The 20983-nt window shown below is 71.9% G+C and carries 16 protein-coding genes; 11 read left to right on the plus strand and 5 right to left on the minus strand.

Features of this window, described 5'->3' with window-relative positions; genetic code table 11:
* Positions 1–18: 18 nt before the first annotated feature.
* The 4 genes from rsmA to rsmI all read right to left on the minus strand — a co-directional run bounded on the left by rsmA (position 19) and on the right by rsmI (position 4399).
* Positions 19–921, minus strand: a complete 903-nt coding sequence (gene rsmA / locus ACO0E0_RS13930) for a 16S rRNA (adenine(1518)-N(6)/adenine(1519)-N(6))-dimethyltransferase RsmA (protein ID WP_422872040.1) — start codon at positions 919–921, stop codon at positions 19–21.
* Positions 918–1829: a TatD family hydrolase gene (locus ACO0E0_RS13935; RefSeq protein ID WP_422872041.1), complete on the minus strand. Its 912-nt coding sequence runs from the start codon at positions 1827–1829 to the stop codon at positions 918–920. Before ACO0E0_RS13935 ends, rsmA begins: the two co-directional genes overlap by 4 nt.
* Positions 1826–3400, minus strand: a complete 1575-nt coding sequence (gene metG / locus ACO0E0_RS13940) for a methionine--tRNA ligase (RefSeq protein ID WP_422872042.1) — start codon at positions 3398–3400, stop codon at positions 1826–1828. The genes ACO0E0_RS13935 and metG overlap by 4 nt, the downstream gene beginning before the upstream one ends.
* Before the next feature lie 177 nt (positions 3401–3577).
* The gene (rsmI, locus tag ACO0E0_RS13945; protein ID WP_422872043.1) at positions 3578–4399 is read right to left on the minus strand and encodes a 16S rRNA (cytidine(1402)-2'-O)-methyltransferase; all 822 of its coding nucleotides are present in this window, start codon (positions 4397–4399) and stop codon (positions 3578–3580) included.
* A gap of 90 nt (positions 4400–4489) precedes the next feature.
* On the opposite strand from rsmI, the gene ACO0E0_RS13950 reads away from it, so the two are divergent.
* Positions 4490–6145, plus strand: a complete 1656-nt coding sequence (locus ACO0E0_RS13950; RefSeq protein ID WP_422872044.1) for a dolichyl-phosphate-mannose--protein mannosyltransferase — start codon at positions 4490–4492, stop codon at positions 6143–6145.
* Positions 6146–6222: 77 nt separating this feature from the next.
* Here ACO0E0_RS13950 and ACO0E0_RS13955 read toward each other — a convergent pair whose 3' ends face one another.
* Positions 6223–6894 (minus strand): TetR/AcrR family transcriptional regulator, encoded by a 672-nt coding sequence (locus tag ACO0E0_RS13955; RefSeq protein ID WP_422872045.1) that lies wholly within the window; start codon positions 6892–6894, stop codon positions 6223–6225.
* 198 nt (positions 6895–7092) lie between these two features.
* On the opposite strand from ACO0E0_RS13955, the gene ACO0E0_RS13960 reads away from it, so the two are divergent.
* From ACO0E0_RS13960 to ACO0E0_RS14005, 10 genes are all read left to right on the plus strand, one after another.
* On the plus strand, positions 7093–8649 hold the full coding sequence (locus tag ACO0E0_RS13960) for an MFS transporter (RefSeq protein ID WP_422872046.1): 1557 nt from the start codon (positions 7093–7095) through the stop codon (positions 8647–8649).
* 194 nt (positions 8650–8843) lie between these two features.
* Positions 8844–9701, plus strand: a complete 858-nt coding sequence (locus tag ACO0E0_RS13965; RefSeq protein WP_422872047.1) for a sulfurtransferase — start codon at positions 8844–8846, stop codon at positions 9699–9701.
* 201 nt (positions 9702–9902) lie between these two features.
* The gene (locus ACO0E0_RS13970) at positions 9903–10454 is read left to right on the plus strand and encodes a GNAT family N-acetyltransferase (protein WP_422872048.1); all 552 of its coding nucleotides are present in this window, start codon (positions 9903–9905) and stop codon (positions 10452–10454) included.
* A complete protein-coding gene (locus ACO0E0_RS13975) occupies positions 10451–11506 on the plus strand; it encodes an NAD-dependent epimerase/dehydratase family protein (protein ID WP_422872049.1) in 1056 nt (351 codons plus the stop codon). Before ACO0E0_RS13970 ends, ACO0E0_RS13975 begins: the two co-directional genes overlap by 4 nt.
* Positions 11507–11553: 47 nt before the next feature.
* Positions 11554–13566: a thioredoxin domain-containing protein gene (locus ACO0E0_RS13980; protein ID WP_422872050.1), complete on the plus strand. Its 2013-nt coding sequence runs from the start codon at positions 11554–11556 to the stop codon at positions 13564–13566.
* A gap of 50 nt (positions 13567–13616) precedes the next feature.
* Positions 13617–17507 (plus strand): ATP-dependent RNA helicase HrpA, encoded by a 3891-nt coding sequence (hrpA, locus tag ACO0E0_RS13985; protein ID WP_422872051.1) that lies wholly within the window; start codon positions 13617–13619, stop codon positions 17505–17507.
* A 27-nt stretch (positions 17508–17534) separates the two neighbouring features.
* A complete protein-coding gene (locus ACO0E0_RS13990) occupies positions 17535–18380 on the plus strand; it encodes an amidohydrolase family protein (protein ID WP_422872052.1) in 846 nt (281 codons plus the stop codon).
* A 122-nt stretch (positions 18381–18502) separates the two neighbouring features.
* A complete protein-coding gene (locus ACO0E0_RS13995; RefSeq protein ID WP_422872053.1) occupies positions 18503–19360 on the plus strand; it encodes a fumarylacetoacetate hydrolase family protein in 858 nt (285 codons plus the stop codon).
* Complete coding sequence (locus ACO0E0_RS14000) at positions 19357–20112, plus strand: SDR family NAD(P)-dependent oxidoreductase (RefSeq protein ID WP_422872054.1); 756 nt, start codon at positions 19357–19359, stop codon at positions 20110–20112. Before ACO0E0_RS13995 ends, ACO0E0_RS14000 begins: the two co-directional genes overlap by 4 nt.
* Positions 20113–20262: 150 nt before the next feature.
* Positions 20263–20940, plus strand: a complete 678-nt coding sequence (locus tag ACO0E0_RS14005; protein ID WP_422872055.1) for a FadR/GntR family transcriptional regulator — start codon at positions 20263–20265, stop codon at positions 20938–20940.
* Positions 20941–20983 lie beyond the last annotated feature (43 nt).

Raw genomic sequence — 20983 nt, forward strand, 5'->3', positions numbered from 1 at the left:
CGTCACCCGGCGCGCTGGTCAGGTGCCGGCGAGGACCGTCCGACCGAGCCGTGTGAAGTCCTCGGCCGTCAGCTGCTCGCCGCGGAACGTCGGGTCGATGCCCGCTGCCGTCAGGAGCTCCGCCGCACGGGTGCTGTCGCCGAGCACGCCGGACAGGCTCTGACGGAGCATCTTCCGTCGTTGTCCGAACGCGCCGTCGACGAGCGCGAACACCTGGGCGCGGAGCGTCTCGTCGCCCGGCTGCTCGTGTCGGACGAACCCGACGAGCACGCTGTCCACGTTCGGCACCGGCCAGAACACCTGGCGGCTCACCTGCCCGGCGATCCGCCAGTCGCCGTACCACGCGGCCTTGACGCTCGGAGAGCCGTACACCTTGGAACCCGGGTCGGCAGCGAGCCGGTAGCCGACCTCCGCCTGCACCATGACGAGGGCGCGCTCGAGCGACGGGAACGTGCTCAGCAGGTGCAGGAGCACCGGCACGGAGATGTTGTACGGCAAGTTCGCGACGAGGTGGCTCGGGCCGGTTGCAGAACCATCCGCCTCGTCGAGATCGGCGGCGGTGACGGTCATCGCGTCCTGGTGGACCACCCGGAGCCGTGCGGCGGGCTGGAGCCGGGACACCGTCGCGGGGAGCTCCGCTGCGAGCCGTCGGTCGATCTCGACGGCCGTGACGGCGGCGCCGGTCTCCGTGAGCCCGAGGGTGAGTGACCCGAGCCCGGGACCGATCTCCAGCACGCGCGACGCCGACGTCACCCCGGCCGCGACGACGATGCGCCGGACGGTGTTGGCGTCGTGGACGAAGTTCTGTCCGAGTTTCTTGGTCGGGGTGACGTCGAGCCGTGCCGCGAGGTCACGGATCTCGGCGGGTCCGAGCAACCGCGCCGGCGTCCCACCGGGAGGCGACGCCGGGGCGTCGCTCACTCCGACACCGTCACCGGGTCGCGGTCCCACGCGCCGTACACGGTCTCGGTGTTCGACGAGATCTGCGCCGCGAGCATCGACGGGTCGGTGCCGAGTGTCTCCGCCATCGACCGGAGGGTGAGCGGGATCAGGTAGGGCGCGTTCGGCCGACCGCGGTACGGCGTCGGCGTGAGGAAGGGTGCGTCGGTCTCGACCATGAGCAGGTGCCGCGGGGCGACCTGGAGCGCCGACCGGAGCGACGCCGCGTTCTTGAAGGTGACGGTCCCGGCGAACGACATGTACCAGCCGCGTTCGGCGCAGAGCTGCGCGAGGTCCGGCCCGCCGGAGAAGCAGTGGAACACCGTCCGCTCCGGCGCACCGACGCGGAGCAGTGTCTCGACGACGACGTCGTGGGCGTCACGGTCGTGGATCTGGAGCGCGAGGTCATGCCGCTTGGCGATCTGGATGTGGGCCTCGAACGCCCGGACCTGGGCGTCGCGGCCTTCCGGACCCGTTCGGTGGAAGTCGAGACCGGTCTCGCCGATCGCGCGGACCCGGGGCAGGGCCGCGAGCTCGTCGATCCCGGCGAGGTGCTCGTCGAGGAGCCCCTGCGACTCGAGCTCCGGGGTGTCGTTCGGGTGGATCGCGACGGCCGCCAGCACACGCGGTTCACGCGCCGCGATCTCGGCCGACCAGCGCGAGGTCTCGAGGTCCGTCCCGACCTGCACGACGCCGCGGACGCCGACGCTCGAGGCCCGGTCGAGGTGCTCGCGGTAGTCGATGGCGTTCTCGCCGCCGTCGGCGATCTCCATGTGCGTGTGGTTGTCGTACACGGGGACGACGAGCGCCTGCGGCGACGGCGGGTACGTCAGGTCTCGGTGCTGGCCGTTGTCGTCCGCGCCGCGGGAGCGCACGTGCGCGTCGGTCACGCGGACGCCACGGCCGGCTGCTCGATGCGCGGGAAGAGTCCGCTCTCGAGGGGCACCACCGTCTCCGCGCCGGACCACTCGTACGCACGATCGATGCGCTGCTCGGCGATCGACCCGCCGGCCCCGATCGACGCCCAGAGCTTCTCGGTGGCCTTCGGCATGACCGGCGCAGCGAGCACCGCGATGGTGCCGAGTCCGCGGAGCGCCGTGACGAGCACCGTCGCGAGGCGCTCGTGCGTCGCCGGGTCCTTGGCGAGCACCCACGGCTCCTGCTCGGTGATGTACCCGTTCAGGGCGTCGACGAGTTCCCACACGGTGCTGATCGCGTCGTGCGGCGCGAACGCCTGGATCGCCGCGTCAGCCCGTTCGGTCACGGACACGGCGAGGTCGTCGATCGCCCGGTCGACATCGGTCAGTGCTCCGCGCTCGGGGACCGCGCCGTCGTGGTAGCGGCCGATCATCGCGACGATGCGGGAGGCCAGGTTGCCGAACCCGTTCGCGAGTTCCGCCTGGTAGCGCGCGGAGATGTCTTCCCAGCTGAAGTTGCCGTCCTGCCCGAAGGTGATCGCGCGGAGGAAGTAGTACCGGAAGGCGTCCGACCCGAAGGTGTCGGTGATCTCCGACGGCGCGATGCCCGTGAGCTTGGACTTCGACATCTTCTCGCCGCCGACGAGCAGCCAGCCGTGGCCGAACACCCGCTCGGGGACCTCGAGCCCGGCGGCCATGAGCATCGCCGGCCAGATCACGGCGTGGAACCGGGCGATGTCCTTGCCGACGATGTGCACGCTCGGCCAGCGACGCCGGAACTGCTCGTCGTCGACGCCGTACCCGACGGCCGTGATGTAGTTGAGGAGCGCGTCGAACCAGACGTAGAGGACGTGCCCGGTGTCCCAGGGCAGCTTGATGCCCCAGTCGAAGCTCGAGCGCGAGATCGAGAGGTCGCGGAGGCCCTGCTTGACGAAGGCGATGATCTCGTTGCGGACGCTCTCCGGCTGGATGAACTCCGGGTGCGACTCGTACAGGTCGAGGAGCCGCTGCTCGAAGTCCGACATCCGGAAGAAGTAGTTCCGCTCGGACAGGACCTCGACCGGGATCGAGTGGATCGCGCAGACCTGCTCGCCCGCGTACGCCCCGGTGCCCGGGACCAGGTCGCTCGGCTGCTTGTACTCTTCGCACCCCACGCAGTAGAAGCCCTCGAACTCGCCGGCGTAGATGTAGCCGTCGTCGTGGAGCTTCTGCAGGAACAGGGTCACGCCGCGCTCGTGCCGTTCGTCCGTCGTCCGGATGAAGTCGTCGTTGCTGATGTCCACCGTGTCGAGCAGGGGCTTCCAGGCGTCCGCGACGAGCCGGTCCGCCCACTCCTGCGGCGAGACGTCGTTCGCGGAGGCGGTCCGCAGGATCTTCTGCCCGTGCTCGTCCGTGCCGGTGAGCAGCCAGGTGTCGTCGCCCCGCTGCCGGTGCCAGCGCGCGAGGACGTCCGCCGCCACCTCGGTGTACGCGTGCCCGATGTGGGGCACGTCGTTGACGTAGAAGATGGGCGTCGTGATCGAGAACGCGGAGCCGTCGGCCATGCGGACCATCCTACGGCGACCGTCCAGCCGGTTACGGACCGAGCCGGGACCCTGTGGAGAACCCCCACCGAGCCTCCCGTCCGGCGGTTCCCGGTCCGCGTGACGCCACCCTGACCGGTTCGCGCAGAGGTGTTTCCCTGCGCGATGCGGCGAATCTGGGGTTCCGCGTTCGGCCGGTCAGCGCGCGGCGAGCGCACCCTCGTACAGCTCGCGGCGGGACAGTCCCGTCGCGTCGGCGACGGCCTGCGACGCCTCCTTCATCCGCGCACCGGCGGCCACCCGCGAGAGCACGAGCCGGACCCCCTCGGCGAGGTCGACCTCGAGCGCCGCGTCCGACGCACCGCCGACCACCACGCAGATCTCGCCACGGACCCCCTCGGCGGCCCACTCGGCGAGCTCCGCGAGCGAGCCGCGCGTGACCTCCTCGTGCAGCTTCGTCAGCTCCCGGCACACGGCGGCGGGACGCTCGTCGCCGAGCCCCGCGGCCATGTCGACGAGCGTGTCCGCGAGCCGGTGCGGGGACTCGAAGAACACGAGGGTCCGCTGCTCCCCGGCGAGCGCCGCGAACTGTCGTCGACGCTCGGCGCCACGGCGGGACGGGAACCCCTCGAACGCGAACCGGTCGGTCGGCAGGCCGGCGACGGCAAGGGCCGCGAGGACCGCCGACGGCCCCGGGATGACCGTCACGGTGACGCCGGCCGCCGCCGCCGCGGCCACGAGTGGGAACCCCGGATCGCTGATGGCCGGCATCCCGGCGTCGGTGAGCACGACGACGTCGGCGTCCCGCGCGGCCTCGACGATCTCGGCCGCGCGCGCCCGTTCGTTGTGCTCGTGCAGGGCGATGAGCTTCGGGCGGTTCTCGATGCCGAGTGCCCGGAGCAGGTGGATGGTCGTCCTGGTGTCCTCGGCGGCGATCACCGAGGCGTTCGTCAGCGTCTCGATCAGCCTCCGGGACGCGTCGCCGAGGTTGCCGATGGGAGTCGCTGCGAGGACGATCACCACACCATTGTCCAGGACCCGGTGTCCGTGCTGTCCACAATCGCAGGTGCGCCGCCCCGGGGGCATCGGTGTCGTTCGTAGGATGCTCTCGTGACGACAGGCCTGCCGACGACCGACTCGACCCCGCGGTCCATCGACGACGCGCCCCGGGGCACCGGCCCGACGGGGACCAGGCTCGACGCGTGGTGGGGACGCGTGCTCTCCGTCGGCTGGCGGGTGTCGCTCTGGCGCTGGACCGGCCCGCTCGCCGTCGCCCTGCTCGCAGCCGTGCTGCGGCTCTGGGACCTCGGCCGGCCCGACGCGCTCGTGTTCGACGAGACCTACTACGTCAAGGACGCCTGGACCATCACCCATCTCGGGTACGAAGGCACGTGGCCCGCGTCCACCGACACCGACACGAACACCACCAACGAACAGTTCGTGGACGGCCACACCGACATCTACACGTCGGCCGCGGAGTTCATCGCCCACCCGCCGCTCGGCAAGTACCTCATCGGCCTCGGCATGATCGCGTTCGGCAACGGCCAGGACCCGGCGGGCTGGCGCATCGCCGTCGCGCTCATCGGTGTCGCGACGGTGTTCCTCGTCGCCGTCATCGCCCGGTCGCTCTTCCGGTCGACGCTCGTGGGGACGCTCGCCGGCGGCCTGATGGCCATCGACGGCCAGGCGATCGTGATGAGCCGCGTGTCCCTGCTCGACGGCATCGTCGGGTTCTTCGCGCTGCTCGGGTTCGGCGCGTTGCTGCTCGACCGACGCTGGACCGAACGGCGCCTCGACGCCTGGGTCGTGCGGCGGGAGCTCGGCGGTCGGGACACCCTCTGGGGTCCGGCGCTGTGGTTCCGTCCCTGGTTGTTCGCGATGGGCGCGGCGTGCGGACTCGCGAGCGCGACCAAGTGGAGCGGACTGTACTTCCTGGCGTTCTTCGCCGTCTACAGCGTCCTCACCGACATGATGCTCCGCCGGCGCGCGGGCGTCGAGTTCTGGAGCAGCAGCGCGTTCCTCAAACAGGGACCGGTCAACTTCCTGCTGACGGTGCCGATCGCGGCCGTCGTCTACGTCGCGTCGTGGTCGGGGTGGTTCCTCACCCGCGGCGGCTACGACCGCACCTGGATCCAGGACGGCGGACAGCGATGGACCGGCGTGCTCGCCTGGGTGCCGACGAGCCTGCAGAACTGGTGGCACTACCAGACCGAGATCTACGGGTTCAACATCGGGTTGCACACCCCGCACTCGTACGCGGCGAACCCGTTCACGTGGCTGCTCATGGTCCGGCCGACGAGCATGTACTACGAGGGCCAGGACGCCGGTGTCGACGGCTGCACGTCGTCCCGCTGCGGCGAGGCGATCACCGGGATCGCGAACCCGGTGATCTGGTACGCATCGGTGATCGCCGTGGTCGTGCTGCTCGTGCTCTTCGTGGTGCGGCGCGACTGGCGGTACGGGCTCGTCGTGATGGGCGTCGGCGCGGGGTACCTGCCGTGGCTGATGTACGCCGGGCGGACCGTGTTCCAGTTCTACACGGTCGCGTTCGAGCCGTACATGGTCATCGCGCTCGCGGCAGCGCTGGCGCTCGTCCTCGGGTCGCGCGACGACCCGACGGCGGAGCGCCGCCGACGGATCGTCGGGGTCGGGGTGTTCCTCGGGGTCGCGGTGGCGGCGTCGATCTACTGGTACCCGATGTGGACGGCGATCCAGGCCCCGTGGTCGTTCGTCTCGTCGCACTACTGGTTCCGGTCCTGGCTCTGACCCGACGAGTGCCCTGCGGGCCTCGCGGCGCAGCGGACGGGAGGGACGGGACGGGCTGACACCGCGCCTCCAGTCCGTCAGTCGCGCGCGCCGTGCATCGCGCGCTCGAGGTCCTCCTGACCGAGCGGTTCGCCGCGGAGCGACGTCGGCGACGCCGGTGGGCAGATGCCGTCGACGAGGATCTGCGCGTACCGCCGCCACACGTCCGGGCCGCAGCCCTTCGTCCGGTCGGCGACGGTGCCGACCATGAGGACGAGCATCGGGACGTCCCGCGGCTCGAAGCCCTCCCGGACGGCACCGTCGAGCCGCGCCCGCTCGACGATCGCGGTGACGAGGGCGTCGAGCAGCACGCGGCTGCGCCGGACCGAGTCCGACGCGGGGACTGCGTGCACGATCACCTGGGCGAGCGCCCGGTCGCTCGCCCGGAGCTCGAGCGTGCCCATGACGTAGGCACGGAGTCCATCGCGGGCTGAGTCCATGCTCGCGGCGTGCTCAGCCAGCTCGACGAGCGACGCGAACTTGGCCTCGTGCAGGGCCCCGATGATCGCGTCCTTGTCCGGGAACCGGCGGTAGACCGTGCCGACACCGACCCCGGCCTCGTGCGCGATGTCGTTCAGGGTGACCCCGAGGCCCCGCTCCGCGAACAGTCGCCGGGCCGTCTGGAGGATGAGTTCACGGTTGCGCGCGGCGTCGGCTCGGAGCGGCCTGTCCGTCTGCGCATCCCGCTCATCGACCTCGGTGGTGATCACCCCCTGAGGTTAATCACCATTTCTGGGAACAAGCGGATGCAACTCGTCCGTTTACCCGTACACTGGTCCTAAGCGGATGCGGAGCATCCGTTTCCCGCCTGCCGGAGGCATCTCCGCCGCGCACCCCCACCTTCCTCGAGACGCCCGACGGCGCGCGCCTCACCCATCCGCTCTCCACACCGACGGAAGGACGCCCGCATGACGTCACAGACCACGGCACCCACGCCGACCGGATCCGTGCCGACGCACCGCGCCGCACAGAGCCCCTCGAACCTCTCCCCGATCGACAAGAAGGACCACCGCTGGGTGGTCCTCGCCGTCATCGGAATCGCCCAGATCATGGTCGTGCTCGACGCGACCATCGTGAACATCGCGCTGCCCTCCGCCCAGCAGGACCTCGGGTTCGGCAACGACCAGCGCCAATGGGTCGTCACCGCGTACTCCCTGGCGTTCGGGTCGCTCCTGCTCCTCGGCGGTCGACTCGCCGACCTGTTCGGCCGGAAGAACACCCTCGTGATCGGGCTCGTCGGGTTCGCACTCGCGTCGATGCTCGGCGGACTCGCGGACACCTTCGGGCTGCTCGTCGCAGCGCGGGCGCTCCAGGGCGTGTTCGGCGCGCTGCTCGCACCCGCCGCGCTGTCCCTCCTCACGACGACCTTCACCGACATGAAGGAGCGCGCCCGCGCCTTCGGCATCTTCGGTGCGATCGCCGGGTCCGGTGCGGCCATCGGCCTACTGCTCGGCGGCGTGCTCACCGAGTACGCGTCGTGGCGCTGGTGCCTCTTCGTGAACCTCGTCATCGCGGCGGTCGCGCTCGTCGGCACCTTCCTGTTCGTACCCCGTCCGGCGAAGACGGCCCGTCCGCGCATCGACTACCTCGGCGTCGTGCTCATCACGCTCGGGCTCGTCGGGATCGTCTACGGCTTCTCGAACGCCGAGACCAACGGCTGGGACGACGCGTTCACGTACGTCTACCTCGCCGCGGGCGTCGTGCTCGTCGCCGCGTTCGTGTTCGCCGAGACCCGGGTCGAGCACCCGCTCATGCCGCTCCGCGTGGTCCTCGACCGCGACCGCGGTGGGGCGCTCCTCGCGATGGGCCTCGTGGCGATCGGCATGTTCGGGATCTTCCTGTTCCTGACCTACTACCTCGAGCAGACGCTCGGGTACTCGTCCCTCAAGACCGGTTTCGCCTTCCTCCCGATGCCGCTGTCGATCATGTTCAGCTCGACGATCCTCGGCACCCGGCTCCTGCCCCGCGTCGGTCCGAAGGTGCTCATCCTCATCGGCGGCCTCACGGCGGCGATCGGCCTCGCGCTCCTCACCCGCACCGAGCTCGACAGCGGGTACGCGCCGGTCGTGCTCCCCGGTCTGATCGTCATCGGACTCGGGATGGGCCTGGTGTTCTCGTCCGCGTTCTCGACGGCGACGTCCGGCGTCGCCCGTCAGGACGCCGGTGTCGCCTCGGCGATGGTGAACACGATGCAGCAGATCGGTGGCTCCATCGGCACCGCGCTCCTGTCGACGGTGTTCGCCGACGTCGTCCGCGACCAGCTCGTCGGCACCGACGGCGGCAAGCTGGCCCAGGCGAACGCCGCCCTCACCGGGTACCACACCGCGTTCTGGATCTCGTCCTGCGTGCTCGTGCTCGTCGGTCTCGCGGGTGGCCTCGTCATCAATCGGCAGAAGGTCCGGCTCGCGAAGCTCGAGGCGGCGTCGCCGAACGTCACGGGTTCGATCCCGGTCGCCGGCCACTAGCCGTCGGGCCGGCGCGCCTGCAGGCCGCCGCGCCGGCCGCGAGTGAGCAGCAACTGTCGAGTCACCGCCTGGTAGCCGACAGTTGCTGCTCACTCGCGTGCCGTCGTCACCACTCGAGACGCCCGACGACACCACGTTGAGCCGTGTTGCGGACGACCTGGCACCTGTCGGTGGCCGGCGCTATCTTGATCGCCATGCACCTCGTCCCGTCGTCACCGCTCGTGTCGACCCAGTGGCTCGCCGACCACCTCGGGTCGGACGAGCTCGTCGTCATCGACGCCTCCGTGCGCACGCGGGGCATCGGCAGCGCCACCACCTGGGCACCCGCGTTCGACGACTACGTCGAGGACGGCCACGTCCCCGGTGCGGTGTTCGCCGACCTCGTCGACGCCCTGAGCGACCCAGACGCCGACCTCCCGTTCACCCGACCCGACTCGGCGCGATTCGAGCGTGCCATCAGCGCGCTCGGCGTCTCGAACGACGACACCGTCGTGGTGTACGACCGTGACCTCGGACAGTGGTCTGCGCGGGTGTGGTGGTTGTTCCGCTCGTTCGGCTTCGACCAGGTCGCCGTGCTCGACGGCGGCTACGCCAAGTGGCGACAGGAAGGCCGTCCGGTCCGCAGCGGCGCGATGTCCGGCACCGCTCGCGAGCGCCCGGTGACGACGTTCCTCGCGACGGAGGAACGCGCGCTCTGGGCGGACCGTGACCGCGTCGTCCGGGCCGTCGACGGTTCCGAGCCCGCCGCGCTCGTGTGCGCTGCGCCGACGGACATCGTCGGCGCGGCCCCGCCTGAGCTCATCCCCGGTACCACGACGATCCCGGTGCAGGCGCTCCTCGACGCCGACACGAACGCCCTCCTCCGGCCGAAGGCACTCACGGCGGTGCTCGAACCGGTCCTCGCCGCAACGGAGGTCGTCACCTACTGCGGCGTCGGCACCGCCGCCTGCGTCGACGCGCTGGCACTGACGGTACTGGGGCACGAACGGGTGCGGGTCTACGACGGGTCGCTCGCCGACTGGTGGCGGGAGCCGGAGCCGCTCGCGTCCTGACGAACGCCGTCGCGTGCGCGGCGGTGGTGTGCGCTGCGCCGACGTGACAGCGGCGGACGGCGGACGGCGGGTGCCGGTGCCCGCTCGGCCGTGCGCCGCTCCGGGGCGCTCATCCTCCACAGAGCGGCTCACCGGAGCAGGTGTCCACAGCGACGGCCGGGAGGGTCGGGCCGACTCGCGCAGGCGGCTAACGTTGCGCGCATGGTCACCTCCGCATCCACCTGGTCGGTCCGCTCCGTCGAACCCGCCGACGCCGAGCAGTGGGCAGGTCTGTATTCCGGCTACCGCGCGTTCTACCGGCTGCCCGACGACCCGGGTGCCGTGTCGACGACGTGGGGGTGGGTGGTCGGTCGCGAACACGGTCTGCACGGCCTCGTCGCGGTGGACCGCACCGGGCGACTCGGCGCGCTCGCGAACCTCCGGACGTTCGTGCGCCCGTCCGCGGCCGGGTTCGGGCTGTACCTCGACGACCTCTTCACGGATCCCGATGCACGCCGGAACGGGCTCGGCGGGCTGCTGCTCGACGCGGCCGCGTCCCTCGCGGCGGCGGAGGGCACCACCCTCGTCCGGTGGATCACGGCCGAGGGGAACGCCGTCGCGCGTTCGCTCTACGACACCCGTGCGACTGCGACGCCCTGGGTGACGTACGACATGGCGCCCGCGGCTCCGTCCGGCTCGACGGCTGACCCGCGGAGCGCGCACTGGCCGTCGACTCGCTCGGCGACGGCCGACCACGCGGCGGGCACCCGATGAGTGCCCGGCACGCGGTCGTCCTCGGCGGCACCGGCGGCATCGGCTCCGCGATCGTCCGGCGCCTGCTCGCCGCCGACGACGACTGGCGGATCGACGTCCTGGCACGCCACGGCAGCGCCGTCTCGGACGACCTGACGGCCAGCGGCGCCACCTTCGTCCGCGGCGACCGACGCGACGGCACCGTCCTCCGCGAGATGCTCCGGGGCGGCGCAGACCTGCTCGTCGACGGTGTCTGCGCGACCGCGGCCGACGCCGCACAGCTGGCCCCGTTCCTCCCGGACGTGTCCTCGACGGTCATGCTGTCCTCCAAGGCCGTCTACGTCGACGAGCAGGGACGGCACGCGAACTCCACCGAGCGTCCGGTGTTCCCGGTGCCGATCTCCGAGCGGCAGCCGACCGTCGCTCCAGGCGACGGCGACCCGACGAGCCGCGACGGGTACGCGGAGAACAAGGTCGCCGCCGAGCACCTGCTGCTCGACCACGGCGCCCCGGTCACGGTGCTCCGTCCATCGAAGGTGTACGGCGTCGGGATCGGCCGGCCACGGGAGTGGTTCGTGGTGCGGCGGGTGCTCGACGGTCGGGAGCGGATCGTCCTCGCCGACCACGGGCGCAGCGTGGAGCACACGACGGCGGCCTCGGGGATCGCATCGCTGGTCGAGCTCGTCGCCGCGAACCCCGATCGACGCATCCTCAACGTGGCCGACGACCCCGCGCCGAGCGTGCTCGACATCGTGCGGACGATCGCCGCACGACTCGACCACCGGTTCGACGAGGTCCTCCTCGATGCCGACGCCCCGGCGTTCCTCGGGGTCACGCCGTGGTCGACGCCGTCGCCCGTGGTGCTCGACCTCGCCGATGCCCGCGCGCTCGGGTGGGAGCCGCCGCAGTTCGCCGACGCCGTGCTGCCCGAGGTCGACTGGCTCGTCGAGACCGCCAGGAGCACACCCGCGTCGAAGGACGTCCCCTGGGCGGACGACCCGTTCTTCGAGCGACTGTTCGACTACGGCCCGGAGGACGCCGCCCTCGCGCTGCTGCAGTTCGGCCAGAGCTGACGACCCGAGCTGACCGGTCGGGTGTCCACGGGGAGCAGGCTGGGACCATGCCGGAGAGCCAGCCCACCGATGCCCGCCCGCAGCATGGTGACGACGGCCACCCGACCGACAACCGACTCGGTGACGCCGTCAGCCCGTACCTCCGGATGCACGCCGACAACCCGGTCGACTGGCGCGAGTGGGGCCCGGACGCCTTCGCCGAGGCCGAGCGGCGCGACGTCCCGGTGTTCGTGTCGATCGGCTACGCGACCTGCCACTGGTGCCACGTCATGGCCCGCGAGTCGTTCGCCGACCCCGAGGTCGCGGCGATCCTCCGCGACGGCTTCGTGTCCGTCAAGGTCGACCGCGAGGAGCGCCCCGACGTCGACGCGAGCGCGATGATGGGCGCGAGTGCGTTCACCGAGAACCTCGGCTGGCCGCTCAGCGTGTACATGACCCCCGCCGGCCGGGTGTTCTACGCCGGCACGTACTCCCCGCCGCAGCCCGTCGGCGACCACCCGTCGTTCCGGCAGGTCCTCGCGGCCGTCCGTGACGCCTGGACCGATCGCCGCGAGGAGGTCGACGCGAACGCGGACGGCATCGCTGCCGCGATCACCGCGCAGGGCTCGACCGCGGAGACACGCGCGATCCCCCGGCCGGACGACGTGCACACCGTGGTCGAGCGGCTCGCGGAGGCCGAGGACCGCGAGCACGGTGGCTTCGGCGGCGCCCCGAAGTTCCCGAACGCGCCCCTGCTCGAGTTCCTCGTCGAGGCCGGGGCGGACGTGCCGGCCTCGGGCGCGACCGGGCTGGCAGGGCGGACCCTCCGGACGATCGCGCGGTCAGAACTCCGCGACCCGGTCGACGGCGGGGTGTTCCGGTACGCCACCCGCCGCGACTGGACCGTCCCCCACTTCGAACGGATGCTCTACGACAACGCGGGACTGCTCGCCGTCGCCGGCCGGCTGGCGACCTCGCACCCCCAGGCGTCCGCGTCGTCCTCGGTCGCGACCGACGGGTCCGACGGGTCCGACGGGTCCGACGGAGACGGCGACGGCGACCTGGCCGCGGAGGTCGCGTCCGGGATCGCCGGGTTCCTCCGCGACACGCTCCGGACCGACGACGGCGTCTTCGTCGCCGCCCAGGACAGCGAGTCGACGATCGACGGACGCCGTGTCGAGGGGGCGTGGTACCGCCTCCGGGCCGAGGACCGAGCTCGCCTGGACCCCCCACCGCTCGACGACCAGGTCCTGACGGGCTGGAACGGCCTCACGATCCGCGGCCTCGCGATCGCCGGCGCAGCCCTCGGCGACGACGTGATGCTCGCCGATGCCGCACGCGCGGCTGATCGACTGCTCGAGACCGTCGTGGTCGACGACCGGGTCACGGTCCGCTCGAGCACACCCCGCGGTCCGTCCACGGCTGCACCGACCGTCGAGGACGTGGGACTCCTCACCGAGGGGCTGCTCGAACTCGCGCTCGCCACCGGGGAGGTCCGGTACGCGACGGCCGCACGACGCATCGTCGACGGGGTGCTCGATGCCGACGGCACGGTGGTCCTCGTCGGTTCGGCCGACCCGGTGCTCGCCGCTGCGGGGACCGACCCCGGCGAGCAACCCCAGACGGCGATGCGGAGCGGGACGGTCGCCCTCGCATCCGCGCTGTCGATGCTGGCCGAGCTCACGGGTTCCAGCGCATCCCTGACCTCGGCGGAGCACCTGGTCGGGCCGAGGATCGCGGACGGGCTCGCGCAGCCGCTCGGGCACGCCGACGCTCTCGCCCTCGGCCTGGCGTTCGGAGCGCCGGCGCGCGAGATCGTCCTCGTGCTCGGCGATCCGTCGGCGTCCGAGAACGACGGCCTCGTCGCGCGCGTGCGTCGGGAGCGTCGTCCGGGGACCCTCGTCGCCGTGGTGACCACCGAGCAGTGCCGGGCATGGGCGGACGCGGGGTTCGAGCTCTTCGTCGACCGGGCCCCGACCGACCGCGACGAGCAGGGGCCCGTGGTGTACGTCTGCCACGAGATGGTCTGCGACCTCCCGGTGCGGACGCTCGCCGCGCTCGAGGCGACCCTGTCCACATGACCGGCGCCGCGCCTCCAGGCCGGCACGTGCCGCGGTAGACTGGAGGGCTCATGTCTGCCACGCCACTCGCCATCACGTACCCGCCGGAACTGCCGGTGAGTCAGCGCCGTGACGACATCGCCGCGGCCATCCGCGACCACCAGGTCGTCATCGTCGCGGGTGCCACCGGCTCCGGCAAGACGACCCAGCTGCCGAAGATCCTGCTCGAACTCGGCCGCGAGCACATCGGGCACACGCAGCCCCGCCGGATCGCGGCACGCACCATCGCCGAGCGCGTGGCAGAGGAGCTCGGCAGCGAGGTCGGGGACCTCGTCGGCTACCAGGTCCGCTTCGACGACCGGGCGTCGAGTGCGACCCGGGTCAAGCTCATGACCGACGGGATCCTCCTCAACGAGATCCACTTCGACCGCGACCTCGAGCGCTACGACGCGATCATCATCGACGAGGCCCACGAGCGGTCGCTGACGATCGACTTCCTCCTCGGGTACCTCAAGCGGCTGCTGCCCCGGCGTCCGGACCTCAAGATCGTCATCACGTCCGCGACGATCGACCCCGAGTCGTTCTCGAAGCACTTCGACGACGCCCCGATCATCGAGGTCTCCGGGCGGACCTACCCCGTCGAGATCCGGTACCGGCCCCTCGTCGCCGAGACGCCGGCCGACGAGCAGGCCGACAGCGACGTCGACGCCGACCCCGCGGACGGGCGCGAGCAGCCGGACGACCGCGACTCCCTGCAGGGGATCACCGACGCCCTCCAGGAGCTGTCGCTCGAGGAACCGGGCGACGTCCTGGTGTTCCTCTCCGGAGAGAACGAGATCCGCGACGCCGAGGACGCCATCCGCGGCCGGAACCTGCCGGGCACCGAGGTCCTGCCCCTGTACGGCCGGCTGTCCGCGGCCGACCAGCACAAGGTGTTCCGCCCGAGCACGACCCCGGGCATCCGCCGCAGGGTGATCCTCGCGACGAACGTCGCCGAGACGAGCCTCACCGTCCCCGGCATCCGCTACGTCATCGACACCGGGACCGCCCGCATCTCCCGCTACTCGACCCGCGCGAAGGTCCAGCGGCTCCCGATCGAGGCGATCTCGCAGGCGTCGGCGAACCAGCGTTCCGGTCGCTCCGGCCGCACGAGCCCCGGCATCGCGATCCGGCTGTACTCCGAGCAGGACTTCGACCGGCGGCCCGAGTACACCGACCCGGAGATCCTCCGGACGAACCTCGCGGCCGTGATCCTGCAGATGATCTCGCTCGGCTTCGGCGACATCGCGGCGTTCCCGTTCTTGCAGCCGCCGGACTCGCGGGGCATCAAGGACGGCCTCGACCTCCTCCGCGAACTGCAGGCGGTCGACGCGCAGGGTGCCATCACCCGGACCGGCAAGCAGCTCACCCGACTGCCGATCGACCCGCGGCTCGGCCGGATGGTGCTCGAAGCCGGCAGACAGGGCGTCGGGCGCGAGGTCCTCGCGATCGTCGCGGCGCTCAGCATCCAGGACCCTCGGGAGCGCCCCCTCGAGAAGCGCGCGCACGCGGATCAGCTGCACGCCCGGTTCACCGACCCGACGAGCGACTTCCTGACCCTGCTGACGCTCTGGAACCACCTCGAGGACCGGCAGGCCGAGCTCGGGTCGAGCGCGTTCCGCCGCGAGGTCCGGGCCGAGTTCCTGAACCACCTGCGGATCCGGGAGTGGCAGGACCTGTTCCGGCAGCTGTCCCGTGCGGCGAAGCAGGTCGGTGTGCACGTGGCCCGCGAGCGCCGCGACGACCCGGACAGCGTGCACCGTGCGCTCCTCGCCGGGCTCCTCAGCCAGATCGGCCTCCGCGACAAGGAGAAGCGCGACTACCTCGGCTCGCGGAACACCCGGTTCGTGGTCTTCCCCGGGAGCGTCCTCGCGAAGAAGCAGCCGGACGCCGTGATGGCCGCCGAGCTCGTCGAGACCTCGCGCCTGTTCGCCAGGACCGTCGCGCGCATCGACCCGGCGTGGGCGGAGCCGCTCGCGGGCGACCTCCTCCGGCGCACCCACGGCGAACCGCACTGGGAGAAGAAGCAGGGTGCGGTCGTCGCGTACGAGCGCGTGACGTTGTACGGCGTGCCGATCGTCCCCCGGCGCCGCGTGCAGTACGTCCGGATCGACCCGGTCCACTCCCGTGAGCTGTTCATCCGGCACGCGCTCGTCGAGGGCGAATGGGACTCGCAGCAGTCGTTCGACCGCGCGAACCGTCGGCTCCGCCGGGAACTCGAGCAGCTCGAGGAGCGCACCAGACGCCGCGACATCCTGCTCGACGACGAGGCCGTGTACGCGTTCTACGACGCCCGCGTCCCGGCGGACGTCGCGACGACCCGTGGCTTCGAGGGCTGGTGGAAGCGCGCGCGGACCGAGACCCCGGAACTGCTGACCATGCGTCGGCAGGACCTGCTCGACGAGGACACCGCGGAGAAGGCCCAGGACGAGGACGAGTACCCGACCGAGTGGCGGAGCGGCGACCAGCGCCTCGGGCTCCGGTACCGGTTCGAGCCCGGCGCCGACGACGACGGCGTGTCCGTGCAGGTCCCGCTGCCGCTCCTGCCCCGGATGCGCGAGGAGGGCTTCGACTGGCAGGTCCCGGGTCTCCGGAAGGAACTCGTCACCGCGCTCATCAAGGCGCTCCCGAAGCAGATCCGCAAGAACGTCGTCCCCGCGGCCGACTGGGCGGAGAAGCTCGTCGCCGAGCTCCCCGCGGATGCGCCGACCGCCCCGACCGAGTCGTTCCGGGCAACGCTGGCCGGCACGATCCGCCGTCTGGTGCACGTCACCGTCACGGAGTCGGACTTCGACATGTCGCGCGTCCCGGCGCACCTCCTGCCGACGTACGCCGTGGTCGACGAGCACGGTCGGCGGGTCGGGTCCGGCAAACAGCTCCCCGCGCTGCAGGAGTCGCTGAAGGACCGCACGCAGGAGAGCGTCGCGCGTGCCGTCGCGGCCGGCGGCGACACCGGCGGGCCCGGTGGACGGGGGCGGGGTCGCCAGGGTCGCGGTCCCGACGGGGTCGCCGGTCGGCCGGGAGGCGCGGCTGCGGTCCCCGGGACGTCGGAGCGTTCCGGCCTGGTCGCCTGGCCGGACGAGGACCTGCCGCGGACCATCGACATCCGGCAGGCCGGCGGCACGATCCGCGCGTACCCGGCGCTCGTCGACGAGGGACGGACCGTCGGCGTGCGGTTGCTCGCGACGGAGCAGGACCGGGCGCTCGCGATGCCGGCGGGCGTCCGGCGGCTGATCGCGCTGGCCGTCCCGAGCCCGGTCACGTACGTGCAGGCCCACCTGACGTCGCAGGAGAAGCTCGCGCTCGCAACCAGCCCGTACCCGTCGACGAACGCGCTGTTCGACGACGTCCTGGTCGCCGTGGTCGACGCGGTCGTCCGCGAACGGCACCCCGACGGCATGCTGTTCACCCGCGCGGCGTTCGAGGGGGCGCGCGACGCCGTCTCCGCGACGCTCGTCGACAGCATGTTCGCTGAGGTGTCGTCGCTCGCCGCCGTGCTCACGGCCCGACGCGGTGCCGAGCGGGCGCTGAAGCAGGCGACGAGCATGGCGCTCCTCCCGGCGCTCACGGACATGCGGCAGCAGATCGAGCGACTCGTGTTCCCGGACTTCGTGTCGCTCGGCGGGGTCGATCGGCTCCGCCGGGCCAGCGTGTACCTCGCTGGTGTCGAGGCCCGCGTGACGAAGCTCCTGCAGAACCCCGGCCGGGACCGCGGGTGGATGAACGAGGTCGACACAGCGACGCTCCGCTACGAGGAGGCCGGCGGCGCGTTCCCACCCGAGCCCGGCAGCCACCCGGAGCTCGTGCACGCGCGCTGGATGCTCGAGGAGTTCCGGATCTCCCTGTTCGCGCAGGAGCTCCGCCCGGCCGAGACCGTGTCGTTGCAGCGCATCACGAAGGTCCTGGCCGCCGCTCGCGCCTGACCCCGCGGGTCGTGGGATGCTGCACGGGTGATCATCGACGCTCATCACCATCTGTGGGACCCCGCCGTCCGCTCGTACCCCTGGATGACCGACGAGGTCGCCGCGATCCGCCGCCGGTTCGCCCTCGACGACCTCGTCGCGGCGATCACCGGCACCGGCGTCGAGGAGACCGTCGTGGTCCAGGCGGTCCACGACGTCGACGAGACGGCGGAGCTGCTCGCGGTCGCCGCCGGACGCGGGCCCGTGGTCGGCGTCGTCGGCTGGGTCGACCTCACGGCACCCGACGTCGCCGACGTGCTCGCGCAGCTGCAGGCGACCGGACCCCTCGTCGGCATCCGTCACCAGGCGCAGGACGAACCGGACGCGGGCTGGCTCGCGCGACCCGAGGTGGTCCGGGGGGTGTCCGCGGTGGCCGCCGCGGGCCTCCCGTTCGACCTGCTGGTCCGTCGGCGCGAGACGGACGCGGCACTCGCCCTCGTCGACGCGCTCCCGGCGGCGACGTTCGTGCTCGACCACGCCGGCAAGCCCGAGATCGTCGACGATGCCGGCACGGGTGGTCCGGTCGCGGCCGAGTGGCGCGCACGCATGCGGATGTTCGCGGCACGGCCGAACGTGGTCGGCAAGGTCAGCGGTCTCCTCACCGAGGGCGGTCCGGACTGGCGAGAACGCCCAGTCACCCGGTACGTCCGCGAGCTCGTCGAGATCCTCGGTCCCGAGCGGTCGATGTTCGGGTCGGACTGGCCGGTGTCGACGCTCGCGGCTCCGTACGGCGAGGTCGTCGCGGTGACGGCGGGCGCCCTCGACGACCTGTCCGACGCCGAGGGCGGCGCAGTGCTGCACGAGACGGCGACCCGCGTGTACCGCCTCGACTGATCCGACGTCTCATCGGGCTCGGCCCGGTCACTCGGTCCGCGGAGGCCGTCGGCTGGCGGGAACCACCAGCGCAGACATAGGATGTCTGTGCTGCATCGGAGCAGCGATGACATGGAGGAACGATGAAGTTCGCACGACTCGGCCCCATCGGCGCGGAGATCCCGGTCGTGATCGACGACGACGGCACGGCCCGCGACCTCCGCAGCGTCACGACCGACATCGACGGGGCGTTCCTCGCCGACGACCCGGTGGCCACGGTCGGAGGTGCACGGTCCGCCGGCGCGCTCCCCGTCCTCGACGGTGCGGACGGCCTCCGCCGCGGAGCACCGGTCGCCCGCCCGGGGAAGGTCGTCTGCATCGGCCTGAACTACCGGGACCACGCCGCGGAGACCGGTGCAGCGATCCCGACCGAACCGATCGTGTTCATGAAGGACCCGATGACGGTGATCGGTCCCGACGACCAGGTCCTCGTGCCCCGGAACAGTGTCAAGACCGACTGGGAGGTCGAGCTCGCGGTCGTGATCGGGCGCACCGCCCGGTACCTGGCCGACCGAGAGGCGGCCCGCGCCTGCATCGCCGGCTCCGCGATCGCGAACGACGTCTCTGAGCGGGAGTTCCAGATCGAACGCGGCGGCCAGTGGGACAAGGGCAAGTCGTGCGAGACGTTCAACCCGCTCGGCCCGTGGCTCGTGACCCCGGACGAGTTCGACCCCGCGGGCGACACCGGTCACCGGCTCCGGCTGGCCGTGAACGGCGACGGACGGCAGGACGGCACCACGGCGGACATGATCTTCCCGGTGCTCGAGATCGTCCGGTACCTGTCGCAGTTCATGGTGCTGTACCCGGGCGACGTGGTCAGCACGGGGACGCCGGCCGGGGTCGCGCTCGCCGGCCACCACCCGTTCCTCACCGCCGGCGACGTGATGGAGCTCGCCATCGACGGACTCGGCACGCAGCGCCAGGAGGTGGGGCAGGCATGAGCGACTTCGACGGTCTCCGCGCAGTCGTCACCGGCGGCGCATCCGGCATCGGTGCGGCGATCACCCGCACCCTCCAGGCCCGCGGCGCGACCGTCGCCGTCCTCGACCTCCGCCCCGGGACCGCTCCGGACGGCGCGGTCCGGATCGTCTGCGACGTGTCCGACGACGCGTCGGTCCGTGCCGCCGTCGCCGACGCGGCGGAACAGCTCGGCGGCATCGACGTCCTCGTCAACAACGCGGGCATCGGCGCCCAGGGCACGGTCGAGGCGAACGACGACGCCGAGTGGCACCGCGTCTACGACGTCAACGTCCTCGGCACCGTGCGGCTCACCCGGGCGGCCCTCCCCTGGCTCCGGGCGTCGGACAGCGCCGCCGTCGTCAACACCTGCTCCATCGCCGCGACGGCCGGTCTCCCCGAACGCGCCCTGTACAGCGCGACGAAGGGTGCCATCGCCGCGCTCACCCGGGCGATGGCGGCGGACCACCTCCGGGAGGGCATCCGCGTCAACGCCGTGAACCCCGGCACTGCGGACACCCCCTGGGTCGGGCGGCTGCTCGACTCCGCGCCCGACCCGGCCGCGGAACGGGCCGCCCTCGAGGCGCGCCAGCCACACGGTCGTCTCGTCGCGCCCGAGGAGGTCGCCGAGGCGGTCGCGTACCTCGCGAGTCCGAACGCACGCTCGACGACCGGGGTCGACCTCGCAGTCGACGGCGGCATGCAGGCGCTCCGTCTCCGTCCAGCAGGCCAGTGACGATGGTCCGGCGCACCAGGTAGCCGGTCCGTCGGCACGGCCGACGCGACCCGCGCCTCCAGGCCCGGACGGCCGGACCAGAGGCGCGGTGCACGTATCGTGTGCACGACCGGTCCGACAGGGCCGCACGCGCACCCACGGGAGGCTCACATGGCATCGCTGACGGACGACGCGATCGCGCGCATCCAGCAGATGATCGTCGACGGCGAACTGACGCCCGGACAGCGCCTGCCGCCCGAGAAGGAGCTCAGCGAGTCGCTCGGCCTCTCGCGCAACAGCCTGCGCGAGGCCGTCAAGGCACTCGAGCTCATCCGGGTGCTCGACGTGCGACGTGGGGACGGCACGTACGTGACGAGCCTCGAGCCCGGCGTCCTGCTCGAGGCGGTGTCGTTCGTGGTCGACATGCACCACGATCGATCGCTCGTCGACCTGCTCGAGGTCCGACGCATCCTGGAGCCGGCGTCCGCGGTGCTCGCGTCGGCCCGGGCCACGGACGCGGAGATCGACGGCCTCGCGGAGCTGATGACGACGATCGACGAGTCCACCGGCGTCGAGGACCTCGTCGCCCACGACCTGCTGTTCCACTCGACGATCGCCGGCATCGGCGGGAACGCCTACCTCACCGGGCTCCTCGACGCGCTGTCGAGCAAGACCGTGCGCGTCCGGGTGTGGCGGGGCCTGACGCAGGACGGCTCGGTGCGGCGGACGCTCGACGAGCACGCGGCGATCGTCGACGCGATCCGTCGCCGGGACCCGCAGCTCGTGCAGGCACTCGTGACGGCGCACGTCGAGGGTGTCGAGCGCTGGTTGCGGCGGTCGCTCGACTGACGCCGCGGCGGTGGGACCCGGTCGAGACCAGGCGTCGACGGGC

Origin of the sequence: Curtobacterium phyllosphaerae, from assembly GCF_049341865.1 — a bacterium.
Lineage (GTDB): Bacteria > Actinomycetota > Actinomycetes > Actinomycetales > Microbacteriaceae > Curtobacterium > Curtobacterium phyllosphaerae.